This is a genomic window from Cupriavidus sp. PB-02 (genome assembly GCF_058252315.1).
Genome location: NZ_CM177694.1, coordinates 376,762 through 391,701 on the forward strand (window position 1 = coordinate 376,762; position 14,940 = coordinate 391,701).

General features: G+C 66.9%; 13 protein-coding genes. 8 read left to right on the forward strand and 5 right to left on the reverse strand.

Translation table 11 applies throughout. The annotated features are described in order from the left end of the window. The first annotated feature begins 69 nt into the window (after positions 1-69). The 4 genes from AC10V3_RS01885 to AC10V3_RS01900 are packed head-to-tail and all read left to right on the forward strand — an operon-like array spanning position 70 to position 6,399. Positions 70-1,365 carry a TolC family protein gene (locus AC10V3_RS01885; RefSeq protein ID WP_022533478.1) on the forward strand — a complete coding sequence of 432 codons (1,296 nt, stop codon included), beginning with the start codon at positions 70-72 and terminating at the stop codon, positions 1,363-1,365. Next, the gene (locus AC10V3_RS01890; protein ID WP_022533479.1) at positions 1,362-2,897 is read left to right on the forward strand and encodes an efflux RND transporter periplasmic adaptor subunit; all 1,536 of its coding nucleotides are present in this window, start codon (positions 1,362-1,364) and stop codon (positions 2,895-2,897) included. The genes AC10V3_RS01885 and AC10V3_RS01890 overlap by 4 nt, the downstream gene beginning before the upstream one ends. After that, positions 2,894-6,064, forward strand: coding sequence for an efflux RND transporter permease subunit (locus tag AC10V3_RS01895; protein ID WP_022533480.1), 3,171 nt, complete (start codon positions 2,894-2,896; stop codon positions 6,062-6,064). Before AC10V3_RS01890 ends, AC10V3_RS01895 begins: the two co-directional genes overlap by 4 nt. Then, entirely contained in the window at positions 6,061-6,399 is a 339-nt protein-coding gene (locus AC10V3_RS01900) for a copper-binding protein (protein WP_022533481.1), read from the forward strand. The genes AC10V3_RS01895 and AC10V3_RS01900 overlap by 4 nt, the downstream gene beginning before the upstream one ends. 55 nt (positions 6,400-6,454) lie before the next feature. Here the strand turns inward: AC10V3_RS01900 and AC10V3_RS01905 are convergent, their stop codons facing one another. The 4 genes from AC10V3_RS01905 to AC10V3_RS01920 all read right to left on the reverse strand — a co-directional run bounded on the left by AC10V3_RS01905 (position 6,455) and on the right by AC10V3_RS01920 (position 10,984). Further along, the gene (locus tag AC10V3_RS01905) at positions 6,455-7,402 is read right to left on the reverse strand and encodes a glycosyl hydrolase (protein WP_041680930.1); all 948 of its coding nucleotides are present in this window, start codon (positions 7,400-7,402) and stop codon (positions 6,455-6,457) included. Positions 7,403-7,491: 89 nt separating this feature from the next. Next, a complete protein-coding gene (locus AC10V3_RS01910; RefSeq protein ID WP_349605453.1) occupies positions 7,492-9,654 on the reverse strand; it encodes a di-heme oxidoreductase family protein in 2,163 nt (720 codons plus the stop codon). 250 nt (positions 9,655-9,904) lie between these two features. Further along, positions 9,905-10,483: a TetR/AcrR family transcriptional regulator gene (locus AC10V3_RS01915; RefSeq protein ID WP_349605455.1), complete on the reverse strand. Its 579-nt coding sequence runs from the start codon at positions 10,481-10,483 to the stop codon at positions 9,905-9,907. A gap of 117 nt (positions 10,484-10,600) precedes the next feature. Further along, positions 10,601-10,984, reverse strand: a complete 384-nt coding sequence (locus AC10V3_RS01920; protein ID WP_022533485.1) for a VOC family protein — start codon at positions 10,982-10,984, stop codon at positions 10,601-10,603. 426 nt (positions 10,985-11,410) lie between these two features. Between AC10V3_RS01920 and AC10V3_RS01925 the strand changes: the two genes are divergently transcribed. The 4 genes from AC10V3_RS01925 to AC10V3_RS01940 all read left to right on the forward strand — a co-directional run bounded on the left by AC10V3_RS01925 (position 11,411) and on the right by AC10V3_RS01940 (position 14,240). Then, the gene (locus tag AC10V3_RS01925; protein WP_490923014.1) at positions 11,411-12,634 is read left to right on the forward strand and encodes a hybrid sensor histidine kinase/response regulator; all 1,224 of its coding nucleotides are present in this window, start codon (positions 11,411-11,413) and stop codon (positions 12,632-12,634) included. A 2-nt stretch (positions 12,635-12,636) separates the two neighbouring features. Further along, a complete protein-coding gene (locus tag AC10V3_RS01930) occupies positions 12,637-13,281 on the forward strand; it encodes a response regulator (RefSeq protein WP_349605458.1) in 645 nt (214 codons plus the stop codon). An 81-nt stretch (positions 13,282-13,362) separates the two neighbouring features. Then, the gene (locus AC10V3_RS01935) at positions 13,363-13,566 is read left to right on the forward strand and encodes a hypothetical protein (protein WP_349605459.1); all 204 of its coding nucleotides are present in this window, start codon (positions 13,363-13,365) and stop codon (positions 13,564-13,566) included. A gap of 131 nt (positions 13,567-13,697) precedes the next feature. Continuing rightward, entirely contained in the window at positions 13,698-14,240 is a 543-nt protein-coding gene (locus AC10V3_RS01940) for an RcnB family protein (RefSeq protein ID WP_374063640.1), read from the forward strand. 95 nt (positions 14,241-14,335) lie between these two features. Here AC10V3_RS01940 and AC10V3_RS01945 read toward each other — a convergent pair whose 3' ends face one another. Further along, positions 14,336-14,584, reverse strand: coding sequence for a PA2433 domain-containing protein (locus AC10V3_RS01945; protein ID WP_041680932.1), 249 nt, complete (start codon positions 14,582-14,584; stop codon positions 14,336-14,338). Between the last annotated feature and the right edge of the window lie 356 nt (positions 14,585-14,940).

Consider the following 14,940-nt stretch of genomic DNA (forward strand, 5'->3'; position numbering starts at 1 on the left):
CTCCGGTTCGACGTCACCTGGTGCTGCCCGCTTCCCGTGCGGGCGGCAGTTGTCGCTCCCGGAGGCTTTATGCATTTTCTACGTCACCTGACCGTGGCGCTGCTTAGCGCGCCTGCTGTCGGCCTGGCCGCGCCGCAGGGCGCCCCCGCGCAATCTTCGCTGTCCCTCGCGGAAACCGTTGCGATCGCGAGCGGTCATGCAGGCGACGCCGAATCCTCGCGCGGCGCCGTCGAGGCCGCCGTGCAAATGGCGGTCGCCGCCGGCCAGCTGCCGGACCCCGTGCTCAAGCTCGGGATCAACAATGTTCCTGTCAACGGCTCTGACCAGTTCTCGCTGAGCCGAGACTCCATGACCATGCGCTCCGTCAGCGTGACACAGGAATTCACGCGCGCGGACAAGCGTCGCGCCAAAGCGGCGCGTTTCGAAGCGGAAGCCGCCGCCGCCGAGGCGCAGCGCGCAGTCGGACTGGCCAACGTGCAGCGCAATGCCGTAAGTGCCTGGCTCGACCGCTGGTATGCCGAACAGGCCGGCGTCCTGCTCGGCCATCACAGCCAGCCGCTTGAACTGGCGGTGCAGGCGGCCACTGCTGCCTACCGGGGCGGGCGCGGCTCGCGCGCGGACGTACTGGCGATGGAGCTGGAAATCCAGAAACTGCATGACCGCGAGGACGAGAACCGGGCCGCCCTGGCTACCGCCACGCTCAACCTGGAACGCTGGATCGGCGCCGCGGCCCGGCGGCCGCTATCGGACCGGCCGCTGCTCGACGTGCCGCAGGGCGCCTTGCAACTGGCGCAGGGCGAATTCGAGGCCGTGCCCGAACTCTCGGCTGCGCAGCGCGACGTGGCCCTGGCGGAATCGGAGATCCAGCTGGCCAGGCAAGCCGCCAGGCCCGATGTGACGGTCGAGCTGATGTACAGCCAGCGCGGCTCGGCCTACTCCAATATGGGATCGCTCAATGTCAGCTTCCCGGTGCCGTGGGACCAGGGCAATCGCCAGGACCGGGATATATCGGCGCGGCTGGCGCAGGCAGGCGAAGCGCGGGCCAGGCTGGAAGTGATCCGGCGCAATACCCAGGCCATGGTCGGCGCCCGGCTTGCCGAACTGCAGCGCAACCTTGAGCGCCTGCGACGCTACGACGACAAGACCTTGCCGCTCGCCCGCGCGCAGGCGGAGGCGGCGCTGACGGCCTACCGGGCCAACACGGGCCCGCTGCTGGCCGTCGCCGAAGCGAACCATCGCGCCATCGATACCGCCATGGATCGCCTGCTGCTCGAGGCAAAGACCGCGAAGCTGTGGGCCGACCTGAACTACCTGGTGCCGCTGCCCACCGCGCAGACCGAGCCCGCCATGAAGGAAGCCAAATGAAAAAGCACGCCATTGCAGCGATGGCCGGGCTGTTTGTCGTCTGCGCCGCTCTCTACGGCGCCTACCGGCTCGGGCTTGCACGGGGAACGCAGTCCGCGCAGACGTCGGCCGTGCCCGGTGCGGAATCCGCCCTTAAAGCCGGCGACACCGACCCCCGAACCGGCAAGAAGATCCTGTACTGGCACGATCCCATGGTGCCCGGCCAGCGCTTCGACAAACCGGGCAAGTCCCCATTCATGGACATGCAGCTGGTGCCGGTCTACGCGGACGGTGATGGCGGCGGGAGTGGTGTCACGGTGGACAGCCACGTCGCCCAGAACCTGGGTATTCGCACGGCCGAGGTCAAGTCCGGGCGGCTGGGCGCCGTGCTCCAGGCGCCCGGCAATGTCGCCATCGACGAGCGCAGCGTGCGCGTGATCCAGGCGCGCACCAACGCCTTCGTCCAGCAGGTTGCGGTCAGGGCCACCCTCGACCCCGTCCGGCGGGGCCAGCCGCTGGCGACCTTGTATTCGCCCGACTGGGTCGCGGCCCAGGAGGAGTTTCTTGCCGTCTCGCGCATGGCGGCGGGCGAGCATTCTGGCGACCTGCGCGGTGCCGCAAGGGCCCGCATGCTGCAGGCGGGCATGACGCCGGACCAGGTCCGCGCGGTGGAGTCCTCGGGCAAGCTGCAGCCCAATCTTGCCGTCGTGAGCCCGGTCGATGGGCTCGTGACCGAGGTGGGGGTGCGCGAGGGCATGACCGTCTCGCCTGGCATGACCCTCTTCCGCCTGGCCGACCTCAGCCAGGTGTGGGTGATTGCCGAGATCCCGTCGGGGCAGGCCGGCGCGATCCGCCCTGGCGTCGGGGCCAGGGTACAGCCGGGCGGCGCGGCCGATGCCATCGCCGGCAAGGTCGACGCCATCCTCCCCGACGTCAATCCGGCGACACGAACGGTCAGGGCCCGCATTGTCCTGCCCAACAAGGGCAGGCAGCTGTTGCCGGGGATGTTCGTGACGGTCAGCTTTGACAGCGGCGCCGGAAAGGACGCGCTGCTGATCCCGGCGGAGTCGGTCATTCGCACAGGGCAGCGCAACATCGTCATGGTGGATGCAGGCAAGGCGGGCTTTGTCGCGACCGAAATCAAGACCGGCCAAGAGGCCGAGGGCATGGTCGAGGTGCTGGACGGACTGAAGCCGGGGCAGAAAGTGGTCACGTCCGGCCAGTTCCTGCTCGACTCTGAAGCCAGCCTGCGCGGCACCGCCGCACGCATGTCGACCGCGCCTGCGGCGCCGGCCGTGCCGGCCGCCGAGCATGAAGGCACCGGCCGCATCGAAGCCGTGAACGGCGCCGAGAGCGTCACGATCTCGCACGGTCCGATTCCGTCGGCACAGTGGGGCGCGATGACCATGGACTTCGCCGCGCCACCAACGGGCCTGCCCAACGGACTGAAGGCAGGCGACAACATCCGCTTCCGCTTTCATCTCGACAACGATGGCGTGGCCAGGCTGTCGTCGGTCGAGCCGGCAGCCAGCGCCCAAGGGAGCCGGCAATGATCGCGCGCCTGATCCTGGCCTCGATTCGCCACCGCTTCCTCGTGCTGCTGGCCACGGTCCTGCTGACCGCATGGGGCCTGTGGGCCGTGCGCAGCACGCCGCTCGACGCCCTGCCTGACCTGTCCGACGTGCAGGTCATCATCCGCACGCCGTTTCCCGGCCAGGCGCCGCAGATCGTCGAGAACCAGGTCACGTATCCGCTGACCACCACGATGATGTCGGTACCCGGCGCCAGGACGGTGCGAGGCTATTCTTTCTTCGGCGATTCCTTTGTCTACGTGCTGTTCGAGGATGGCACCGACCTGTACTGGGCGCGCTCGCGCGTGCTGGAATACCTGAACCAGGTGCAATCCCGCCTGCCCGCGGCGGCCAGGCCGGCGCTGGGGCCCGACGCCACCGGCGTCGGCTGGATCTACGAGTACGCGCTGGTGGACAAGACCGGCCAGCATGACCTCGGCCAGTTGCGCGCACTGCAGGACTGGTTCCTGCGCTTCGAGCTCAAATCGCTGCCCAACGTCGCCGAGGTCGCGTCGCTCGGCGGCATGGTGAAGCAGTTCCAGGTCGTGCTGATGCCGGACCGGATGCGCGCCTACAACCTGTCGCAAGGCAAGGTGCTGGCTGCGCTCAAAGGCGCCAACCAGGAAGCCGGCGGGTCGGTGCTGGAAATGGGCGAGGCCGAGTACATGGTCCGCGCCAGCGGCTACCTGAAGACGCTCGACGACTTCCGGCAGATCCCGCTGGTGACCAGCGACGCCGGGATTCCGGTGCGGCTGGGCGATGTCGCTACCGTGCAGCTCGGTCCGGAGACGCGGCGCGGCATCGCCGAACTCGATGGCCAGGGCGAGGTTGCCGGCGGCGTCATCGTGATGCGCTCGGGCAAGAACGCGCTGGAAACCATCGAGGCGGTCAAGGCCAGGCTCGCCACGCTGCAGAAGAGCCTGCCGGCCGGCGTGCAGATCGTGAGCACCTACGACCGCTCCGCGCTGATACACCGCGCGGTGCAAAACCTGACCCACAAGCTGGTCGAAGAGTTCATCGTTGTCGCGCTGGTCTGCCTGCTGTTCCTGTTCCACCTGCGTTCCGCGCTGGTGGCCATCGTCTCGCTGCCGCTGGGTGTGCTGGCGGCCTTCCTGGTGATGCGCTACCAGGGCATCAACGCCAACATCATGTCACTGGGCGGCATCGCCATTGCCATCGGTGCCATGGTCGATGCCGCGGTCGTCATGATCGAGAACGCGCACAAGCACCTGGAGCACTGGCATACGGACCAACCCGGCCGCAAGCTGACGGGCAGCGAGCGCTGGAGCGTGATCGGGCAAGCGGCGGCCGAGGTGGGACCGGCGCTGTTCTTCTCGCTGCTGATCATCACGCTGTCGTTTATCCCGGTATTTACGCTGGAGGCGCAGGAGGGCCGGTTGTTCTCGCCGCTGGCCTTTACCAAGACCTATTCAATGGCGGCGGCGGCAGGCCTGTCGGTAACGCTGGTCCCGGTGCTGATGGGCTACCTGATCCGCGGCCGGATTCCGTCGGAGCAGTCCAATCCGTTGAGCCGATGGCTGATCCGCGCCTATCGCCCGGTGCTGGCGCGGGTGCTGGCCTGGCCCAAGACCACCCTGGCGATCGCCGCGGTGCTGCTAGCCGCGACGGCGTGGCCGGCCATGCGAATCGGCGGCGAGTTCATGCCGCCGCTCGACGAGGGCGACTTGCTCTATATGCCGTCGGCGTTGCCGGGGCTATCCGCCGGCAAAGCGGCGCAGTTGCTGCAACAGACCGATCGCCTGATCAGGACCGTGCCGGAGGTGGCAACCGTATTCGGCAAGGCAGGCCGCGCCGATACCGCGACCGATCCGGCGCCACTGGAGATGTTCGAGACCACCATCCAGTTCAAGCCGCGCGACCAGTGGCGTGCCGGCATGACCACCGACAAGCTGGTGGAGGAACTCGACCGCGTGGTGAAGGTGCCGGGTTTGTCCAATATCTGGGTGCCGCCGATCCGCAACCGGATCGACATGCTGGCCACCGGCATCAAGAGCCCAGTCGGGATCAAGGTGGCGGGCGCCGACCTGAGGGAGATCGACCGCCTGGCGACGCGCATCGAGGAGGCCGTCAAGACCGTGCCGGGCGTCACGTCGGCGCTGGCCGAGCGCCTGGCGGGCGGGCGCTACGTCGACATCGATATCGACCGGCTGGCAGCCGCCAGGTACGGCCTCAATATCGCGGACGTGCAGAGCGTGGTCTCGTCGGCCATCGGCGGCGACAATGTGGGCGAGGTGGTCGACGGCCTGGCGCGCTTCCCCATCAATGTCCGCTATCCGCGCGATTACCGCGATTCGGTGGAGCAATTGCGCAGCCTGCCCATCGTCACCGACAGGGGCCAGCAGATCGTGCTGTCCGACGTGGCGCGCATCCAGGTGGTGCAGGGGCCGCCGATGCTGCGCAGCGAGAACGCCCGCCTGTCCGGCTGGGTGTACGTCGACATCCGCGGGCGCGACCTGCGTTCGGCCGTCCACGATATGCAGGCCGCCGTCGCCAGGGTGGTCCCGATGCCGGCCGGCTACTCAGTGAGTTGGTCGGGGCAGTTCGAATACCTGGAGCGGGCAGCCGCCAGGCTGAAGGTGGTGGTGCCGTTCACGCTGCTGATCATCTTCGTGCTGCTTTACCTGGTGTTCGGCCGTCTCGATGAAGCGCTGCTGATCATGGGCACGCTGCCGCTGGCGCTGATCGGCGGCTTCTGGCTGCTTTACCTGCTCGGCTACAACCTGTCGGTTGCCGGCGTGGTCGGCTTTATCGCGCTGGCAGGCGTGGCGGCGGAATTCGGCGTCATCATGCTCCTCTACCTGAAGCAGGCATGGACCGCGCGCGAGGCTCGGGGCGACGCCAGCCTGTCCGCGCTGCTTGACGCCATCCAGGAAGGCGCAGTGCTGCGCGTGCGCCCCAAGGCCATGACCGTCGCCGTCATCCTTGCCGGCCTGCTGCCGATCATGTGGTCGCATGGCACCGGCTCGGAGGTCATGCAGCGTATTGCAGCGCCGATGGTCGGCGGCATGCTTACGGCGCCTTTGCTTTCGTTGTTCGTGGTGCCGGCGGTGTACCTGCTGCTACGTCGGCGCCACATCACAACGCCTTCTGGTTCCACCCATCCTTCACTTCAACGGAAACCGCAATGAAATCCGCCAAGACTCTCGCATTCGTACTGGCTTTCGCCACCATGCCGGCCGCATTCGCGGCGGGCTCGATGGGCGGCATGGACATGAAGCCGTCCGCCTCCTCGCAACCGGCGCCGCAACCCGTGGCGGCCGAGATCAGGAAGATCGATGTGCAGGCCGGCAAGGTCACGCTGAAGCATGGTCCTATCGCCAACCTCGGAATGGGCCCGATGACCATGGCATTTCCGGTCAAGGACCGCGCTTCGCTGAAGAACTTCAAGGAGGGCGATGCGGTATCGGCAACCTTCGACAGCGTCGACGGAAAACCGACTGTCGTAGAGATGCAGCACAAGTAAATCGCGGGGGTGACGTGCAACCGCTGCGGAGAGCGGTTGTGCAGCGCTCCCCCGCTCAGTACGGCAGACTGAGGTAATACCGCCCAAGCTCCGTCAGTGCTCCATCGGCGGCCAGCAGGCTGGTGAAATGGACGTCATGGCTCCACCTGCCCGTGAACCACGCGTACCGGAACACGTCAGCGCGCTGTTCGCACGTCGCCACCATCTCCTGCATCTGCCGCTTCTGCTTGTCCAGCGTGTCGATCTGCGCGCCGTCGTTGCCTGCGTGCCAGTTGGCAAACTCCGTGACCCAGAACGGCTTGCCGTACTTGGCCAGGCGATCGAGCTGGCCGCCGAGGCCATAGTCGTACCAGTGGAAGGCGAGGTAATCGATGCGTGGGTCGCGGTTGCCGTTGGCGGCACGATACGCAGCGTAGAACGCATCCAGCCACGCTACCGGGTCTTCATAGCCTGGCATCGTTCCCCATGTGATCGCGGGGCCAACCAGTTTCACGCCGGTGCGAGCGGCGATGCTCTCGTAGCGGGGCCATGCGGCGGCGGCGGCGGCCGGCGAGAGATTGGCCTGGTCGAGCAGGTTCGGCTCATTCATCAGCAGCAGGTACCGGATACCCGGACGGGCAAGCAGGTAAGCCTCGACGGCGACGGCGTCGAAGTTGTCGTTCCAGAGCATGGGAATGTAGTCCATGCCGTAGGCGGACCTGGCATCGGCAGGCGCCGCGCCGTTCGGCTGCGAGGCCCAGTTGTACCACCATGAAACGCCGGGGGCCAGGGCGGCAAAGTCGGCCGCGCTGGCGAGATCGTAGGCGATGCCTCGCTTGGCGCTCTTGCCGGTCGCCGGTGTCGAAGCAGGGGGCGTGGTGGGCGCCATGACCGGTGGCGTGCCTCCATTGCTGTCGTTGCCATTCTTCGTGGTGTTGTCTTCCCCGCCACCGCCGCACGCGGCGAGTGCGAATGCCATCATCACTGCCAGCAGGCAGTGGCCAATACGTTTGCGCACGCTCATTTGTAATTCAGGAATGGGATCGGTCTGCGAGACCAGCCGTCACGCTTGTGCACGCCTGCCCGCTCCGGAGAGCGGGCAGGCACCCGGGATTACAGCGACTGCAGGAACGCCGCGATGGCATTGCGGTCAGCCTTCGGCAGCGCTTCAAAGCGCGTCCGGCTGTCCGTTGCCTCGCCACCGTGCCACAGGATCGCTTCCAGCAGGTTGCGCGCGCGGCCGTCGTGGAGCAGGCGCACGTTCTGGTCGCCGCCCTGGACGAAGCGCAGCGAGCCGATGCCCCACAGCGGCGCGGTACGCCATTGGCTCGGATAGGCGCGCCCCTCGCTGAGGGAGTCGGCCAGGCCGGGGCCCATGTCGTGCAGCAGCAGGTCGCTGTACGGATGGATGGTCTGTTCGCGCAGTTCGGCAAACGGGTGCGTGTTGCCCGTTTTCATGGTCGGGGTGTGGCAGGCCACGCACCGGACTTGCGCGAACAGCTCGCTGCCGCGCGCGATCTGCGCGGGATTCACGTCATGCTCCGGCGACACCCGGATGCCATCCGGGAAGCCGCTGCGCAGGCTGCGCTGGGCCGGCACGCCGATCAGCGACAGGTAGTGCGACAGGCGCTGCAGCTCGGTTTCATTGACCGCGGTGGGCGCGGTCGAGCCGCGGCAATCCGGTGCGCCACGCTGGCAACCCCGGTCCGGGAAGACCGGAGAGGTCACGCCCATGTCCTTCAGCAGCGCGTCCGCGACCTGTTGCCTGAGGCTTCCCTTCGAGGCCTTCCAGCCGAAGCGCCCAAGGTGGGTCTTGCCAGTCTCCGGATCGACGACCCAGTTCGGGATGCCCCGCACGCCGTCGCCATTGGCATCGTTCGGGTCGGCCAGCGCCAGGATGGTGGGCTCGGCAACGGCCTCGAGCAGGCCCATGCCGATCACCTGCGGCGCCTGGCGCGTCGAGAAGCGCGCCGGCACCGGTCCCTTGAACGCATAGACCGGCTTGACCAGTTCCACCTTCTCGCCATCGGGCAAGGTGCGCACCGTGGTCTCGTACGACTGCACGGTCACGTCATAGGCAGGCGCAGCGGGATCCTGCGCGTGCTGCTGCACGTTGTGGCCGTAGACGGGATCGGCCTTGCCGTCGGCCGTGGCGGTCAGGAACGAAAGCGTATCGAGCTTGGCGCCGATGCCCGCGGCCACGCTGCGGCCATTGTTGGTATGGCACTCGATACAGCGCGGCTGGTTGTAGCGTGGGCCGAGCTGGCCGATGTGCGCGGTGAATTTCGGGTTGTCGACATCGTGTTCCGAGTGCGTGCCGTCCAGGAACGAGGTGTGGAACAGGCGCCGGCCCTCGACAAAGCGCTGGGTGTTGGCGATGCCGATATTGTTCGCCATCTGCTGGAACACCCGCATCGGTTCTTCCGAGTAGTTGTACGAGATGCTGGCCTGGCCGCCGAGCAGCGTCTCGTCAGGCAGGACCTCGGAGTCCAGGTTCGGGACGATGCCGTACCACGGCCGCATGCCGACGCCCACGACGTAGAGCTGCTCGAACGAGTAGTAGCGGCTGCCGCCGCCATCGACCACCGGATCGCGCTTGAGCCTGGGTGCCGGCGCCAGCTCGATCCTGTCGCCGATCTTCAGCGTACTGTGCGGATCGGTACGCCAGTTGGAATCGACCACCATCATGCAATCCTCGCGCGGCTGCCCCTCGCGGCAGATCGGCAGGCCGCCTTCCTTCGGATTGTTGAACCCGAAGTTCAGCGCCCAGCCGTAGTCGCGCACGTTGGGATCGAGCACATTGCGGAACAGGCTGAAGGTGGTGCCGTCGAAGATGCCCTGGTTCACCCGCAGATAAATCTCGATGCGCTGGCGCCCGGCCGGCACATGGTCGCGGATCTCGAGGCCGAAGGTGCGGTTCTGGAAGTAGAAGGTGGGGAAGGTCAGGTAACGGCCCGGACCCGCATCGGGGGCGTCCCACGGCTCGCCGCGTTCGCGTGCGTGGCGCTCGGTCGGGCGCGAGCCCATCAGCGTGACCAGCGTGCCGTCAGGTTCGCGGTACTGGATCTGCTCCATCAGCGGCGTATCGGCCGCGAACAATGGCGTATAGGCCAGCGGCTCCTGCACGGGTGGTGGTGGTGGCGGTGTCGAAGCACTGTCACCGCCACCACCACCGCAGGCGGTTGCCAGCAGTATTGCAGCCAGCATCGAGACCGACGCGCGCACGGCGCGGGATGCCGCGCTGCCAGGCGCGCGGCATTGAGCAAGGAACTTCATGTTTTGACCCCTCTTTTTCTTTTTGTGAAACGCATGATCGATGTACGACTCTTATGCGGGCGCGCGAACGTCGTGCGCCGCGGCCGTCGAGGATGATGATTGACATCTAAATGGATGTCAATCATCATCCTTTCGCGCGAATCAATCGTGCGGGATCAATGAGGTATGCGCATGAAGCGCGCCGGGGATCTTCGTGAGAGGAGGGGCCGACGGAATGCTGAAGCGCAGACGCGGCCCTTAGGGGACCTGCTTAGTCGTCCGTGGCGGACGCCGAATCGAACTGCGCGAGCAGGAATTCCTGTACCGAGGCCAGTATCTTTCCCGACAGCGCTGGATCATCCACCGCCCGAGCCAGGCCAAGCGCGCCGACCATGGTGCTCAGGGCGACGATCGCTCCGGCATCGTGGCCAGCATCGGCAGCCGCGGCCAGCAGCCCGCCGATAGTTCCCAGGCTCTTGCGTACCTGCTCGGTATATAGCGCGCGCGCCTCCTCGTTGGCGCGGCCCATGTCGTTGACCACCGCCGCAACGGCGCAGCCGTTGCCCGGAGAGTCGCGGTGCCTCTTGCTCAGGTACGCCGACACCATCGCCTCGAAGGTGGCTCGCGCGGCCGAGCGTGCCTGGGTGCTTGCGAAAGCAGAGGCAAGGGCTTCGGCGACCAGTTCGTCGCGGGATTCGAAATGCTTGTAAAAGCCCCCGTGCGTCAGGCCAACCTCCTTCATCAGGTTGGCGATGCTCAGCCCTTCCAGGCCATGCTCGCATAAACGCCGCGCGGCAACCTCCACGATGCGCTCATGCGTCTGCTGCTTCTGCGATTGCGAATGCCCCATTCCTCTTGCGTCATTTGATGGTTCGCGGCCGAGGCGGCCGGTGCCGGCTGATGATAGCACCCGATTACCCCTGAATTTCTGCCAGTTTTCGCGGAATGGGACACAGCTCGCATGGTGTCAGGCCGGCATGCGATGCAACGCGCACAGCTTGTTGCCATCCGGATCGCGCATGTAGGCGAGATACAACGCCCCGGCAGGGGTGTTGCGGATGCCGGGCGGATCCTCGACCGATGTGCCGCCATTGGCCAGGCCGGCGGCGTGCCAGCGCTCGATCTGCTCGGCCGACTGGCAGGCAAAGCCGACGGTGCCACCGTTGGCATGCGTGGCCGGCTTCCCGTCGACCGGCGGCGTCACGATGAAAAGGCCGCTGTCGGAGGCGTAGACATAGTCGCCCTTGGGGCGCAGTACCCCTTCGCCATAGCCGAGCGCACCCAGCACGGCATCGTAGAATTTCTTGGCGCGTTCGAGGTCGTTGGTGCCGACCGCTACATGACTGAACATGGTTTTGCTCCTTGCGTGATGGACCATCGCCGACGGAAGCCGTCGGGCTACGGCACGTATTTCAAAGGAGCGATGTATCGCGGATGTTGCGGCTGGTGGCTGTTTCTGTTGCCCAACGTATCGTCGCCGCAGCGGGATACATAGCCATACAAAAGCGGGGCCAAGGCGCGAAGTTGCCCGGCGCGCCTGCGCGGTAGCGTTCCTGGGGGGCCTCAGTAGTTCAACACCACGTTGAGCATCGTCGTGCGCGGATTGCCCACGGGACGCAGGCCTTCCGAACGTTCAGTCCTTACCGAATCTATGCAAACCAAAGCCCCGGCAAACCGCGCTTGCCGGGGCTATTCTTTTTGCATGCCATGCAGCGCGGGCGCGAACGCTAATCCGGTTGGCGCGCCGCGCACGCACCCACTACGACGGGGCGATCCGATGAAACCCACCGATACCAGCGCAGTGCGCGAGCAGGCCGCCGAGACCCGCCCGGTCAACCCGCGCCTGCTCGCAGCCATGAGCCACGAGATCCGGACCCCGCTGTACGGCATGCTCGGCACGCTTGAGCTGCTGTCGATGACGGAACTGACGGCCGTGCAGCGGCAGCAGGTGGCCACGATCACGTCATCGTCGCGCGTGCTGCTGCAGTTGCTTGATGACCTGCTCGACTATTCGCGCATTGAAGCCGGCCAGCTGGCGCTCGACGCCGTGCCGTTCGATCCGGTGGAGCTGGCGGAATCGGTCGCGCGTGCGCAGGCACCGCTGGCCCTGGGCAAAGGCCTGGCGCTTTCCTGCGAGCCGCAGCCAGGCCTGCCGTGGCTGGTGGGCGATCCTCTGCGCGTGAGGCAGGTGCTCGCCAACCTGGTGCGCAATGCGATCAAGTTCACCGCGCAGGGGCGCGTCACTATCCGCATGTGGCACGAACCGCTGCCGCCGCCTGCCGACAGGGTCCGGCTGATGCTGGAGGTCGCCGATACCGGCATCGGCATCGCCGAAGAACTCCAGCCCTGCCTGTTCGAGCCCTTTGTGCAAGGCGATGCCGCGAGCGCGCCTCGCCAGGGCGGCGCAGGACTTGGCCTGGCCATCTGCAGGCGGCTGGCCAGGCGGATGGGCGGCGACGTGGCGTTCGCCAGCACGCCGGGCGAGGGCAGCCGCTTTGCGGTGACGCTGGTGCTTGGCACCAGCTCGCGTGAGACGGCGGCGGTGCCGATCGTGGCACTGACGGCCAGTGCCGACGGTGGTGAAGCCAAGCGTTGCCAGGCCGCTGGCATGGATCGCTGCCTCAGCAAGCCGGTTTTGCTGCCGGCGCTGGCCGCATGCCTGCAGGATCTGGCGCCGACGCGCGCTGCGTCCGTCGCCGCCATGCCAGCTGCCGTGGATGACGCCGACGCGGCGCCAGCGCTGCTCGTGCAGACCACGCACGCTGATCTCGATGCCCTGCACGCGGCCGCGGGCGGTGGCGACATGCATGCGGTGCAGGCGCATGCGCACCGCATGCGGGGTGCCCTGGCGCAGGTCGACGGCGCGCAGGAGGCGGCCGAATTGTGCCGGGAGCTGGAAGCCGGTGCAGCCTGGGCCGTGCAGGCCGCGCGGGATCGCATCGGTGATCTCAGGCTTTACCTGGAAGCCTGCCTCGCACGGTCAGGTTCCGGAGACGCTTAACCATGATCAGGGTCGTGATCGCAGATGATCACCCGGTCGTGCTCAGTGGCATCCTGCGCGCGCTGGCGTGCGAGGTGGGGCTCAGCGTAGTGGGCCACGCCGCCGACTCCGGCGAACTGGTGGCGCACCTGGACAGCACGCCCTGCGATGTGATCGTGACGGACTACTCGATGCCCGGCGGCGAGCACGGCGATGGCCTGCCGATGCTGCAGATGCTGCGCAGGCGCTATCCGCACACACGCATCGTCGTCATTACCATGCTCGACAACCCGGCGCTGATCCGCAATATCCAGCAGGCCGGCGTCTCGGGCATTCTCAGCAAGACCGATCCGGTCCGGCACCTGGTGCCGGCAATTCATGCCGCCTTCCGTGGCCATAGCTACCTGCCGCCCTCGGTGCAGGCGCTGCTCGCTGCCAGAGGGCTGGACTCGCCGAAGCCGCGGGCGCGGCTGTCCCGGCGCGAGCCGGAAGTGCTGCGCCAGTGCGCGGCCGGCGTGCCGCTGGTCGAGATCGCGCGCCAGTCCAATCGCAGCAGCAAGACCATCAGCGCGCAGAAGAGCGTGGCGATGAAGAAGCTCGGGCTCAGCAATGACCACGAGCTGTACGAATACGCCAGGGCCAACGGCCTGCTGGGCGGCGCGCAGTAAGCGCTGGGCGCCGCTGGAAGCGCGCAGCGGCGGCCTGCCCGCGCATTTGCCGCGTGCTTTAAGGCATGCCTGATCCCAGCCGTGCTGCAGGCGGGCGACCGCGACCGAGTTTTGCGCAACGACGGCAAGGCGGTCACGTGGGTGTCCAACGGGCAACTCGCGCGCGGCCGCACCTTTCTCGTGGGCGGCGAGGTCTCGGCCGGCCTGGCCAGGCTGGGTGAACTGCCGGGCGCCAGCGCGATCCAGCTTGAAGGCATGGCCACCATCGAGGTGATCTACCTGTAGCCCGGACCAGCCCTGGTGCGGTGCAGCACCCCGGCATATGCGTTGGCCGGTGCGCACTTTTGTGTTCTAACCTTGTAGGTGCTGTCCGGATCCTCCGGCAGTTCGGTTTTCCCGTACGCAAGGAGATCACGATGAATACCAAGAAAGCGATACCGGCACTGTGGCTGGCCGCGAGCGTGCTGGCAGCGCCGCTGGCCCTGGCGCAGGCACAGGGCGGCGCCACAGCCTCCGGCGCTGCTGGCGCCACCGGCGCCGGCGGCACCCCAGACACGACCACCACGCCTGGCATGACAGGCGCCCCAGGCCCGACAACCACCCCAGGCATGACAGGCAGCCCTGGCACGACAGCCATGCCTGACGCCACCGGCACGACCAAACCCCCGGGCGCTACCGGAACCACCGGTACCCGGAGCACCAAGGGGACCACCAGGCCGACGACGGGCTCCACGGCCGCGCCGCCTGCCGCGCAAAGCTCGCCGTATATGCAGGTGCAGCAATGGAAGAAAGGCGACCGCCTGCCGACCGAGTTCAGGGACCGCCAGTATGTGATCGACGACTACAAGCAATACAACCTGCCGGCGCCGCGCAAGGGCACGCGCTGGGTCGGTGTTGGCGCGGAGTATTACCTGGTGGCGCCCAATGGCGTGATCCAGCAGGTCGGCTCGGGTTCCTGAGCGGCTCCGGTCACCGTCCACCCGTCCGGCAACACGGGCAGACAAGGCAAAGCCGCCGCGCATGGCTGCGCGGCGGCTCTTTTTTGCCGCAGGGATCACATACCCAGGATCTTCTTGGCGTCGAGCAGCGATTTCATCGCTTCGTCATGCTTGCCGGCCTTGTGATACGCCTCGCCATCGGCGCGCAGCTTGGCGACCTTGGCTGCGTCGTCCGGCGACAGCGCCGGCTTGGTCGACAGCTTGCCATCAATGGCCTTCATCTCGTTGGGACAATTGTGGGCGAGCGCCAGGCCGGAGGCGCCGCACAGCAGCAGTGCCGCGAGGATCGAAATGGATTTGCGCACGTTGGCCTCCGCCGGGAGCAGTTGAAATTTCCAGCATAGTGCATCGCGCGCGGTCCACAAGCGCTTCCGACCCCGGGCATAATCACCGGCCGGTTTTCCGGGCTCGCTTCAAATACCCTCTCGAAGGGGTATATGGCGATTATTTGATGCGCGGCTGAAACGCCTGCAAACCGCTGCCAAGCGCTCATCCCATCCGGAATTCAGCCATTCGGGCGAGGCTATGCATTGGCGGCACGGAACAGCACGCGGCGCGAATACCGTGCCGCGAGACGTGGTCTGCGCAAGCCGCCATGCGTCCGTTCCGAACGTCCCTTCACGCTCACCCTTTGCGCTGCGCAGGTATTACGGCGTTTGCA

Bases quoted from the DNA above. Each gene is read 5' to 3' on its own strand.
- AC10V3_RS01885 (WP_022533478.1), top strand. From the start codon at position 70: ATGCATTTTCTACGTCACCTGACCGTGGCGCTGCTTAGCGCGCCTGCT.
- AC10V3_RS01890 (WP_022533479.1), top strand. From the start codon at position 1,362: ATGAAAAAGCACGCCATTGCAGCGATGGCCGGGCTGTTTGTCGTCTGC.
- AC10V3_RS01895 (WP_022533480.1), top strand. From the start codon at position 2,894: ATGATCGCGCGCCTGATCCTGGCCTCGATTCGCCACCGCTTCCTCGTG.
- AC10V3_RS01900 (WP_022533481.1), top strand. From the start codon at position 6,061: ATGAAATCCGCCAAGACTCTCGCATTCGTACTGGCTTTCGCCACCATG.
- AC10V3_RS01905 (WP_041680930.1), bottom strand. From the start codon at position 7,402: ATGAGCGTGCGCAAACGTATTGGCCACTGCCTGCTGGCAGTGATGATG.
- AC10V3_RS01910 (WP_349605453.1), bottom strand. From the start codon at position 9,654: ATGAAGTTCCTTGCTCAATGCCGCGCGCCTGGCAGCGCGGCATCCCGC.
- AC10V3_RS01915 (WP_349605455.1), bottom strand. From the start codon at position 10,483: ATGGGGCATTCGCAATCGCAGAAGCAGCAGACGCATGAGCGCATCGTG.
- AC10V3_RS01920 (WP_022533485.1), bottom strand. From the start codon at position 10,984: ATGTTCAGTCATGTAGCGGTCGGCACCAACGACCTCGAACGCGCCAAG.
- AC10V3_RS01925 (WP_490923014.1), top strand. From the start codon at position 11,411: ATGAAACCCACCGATACCAGCGCAGTGCGCGAGCAGGCCGCCGAGACC.
- AC10V3_RS01930 (WP_349605458.1), top strand. From the start codon at position 12,637: ATGATCAGGGTCGTGATCGCAGATGATCACCCGGTCGTGCTCAGTGGC.
- AC10V3_RS01940 (WP_374063640.1), top strand. From the start codon at position 13,698: ATGAATACCAAGAAAGCGATACCGGCACTGTGGCTGGCCGCGAGCGTG.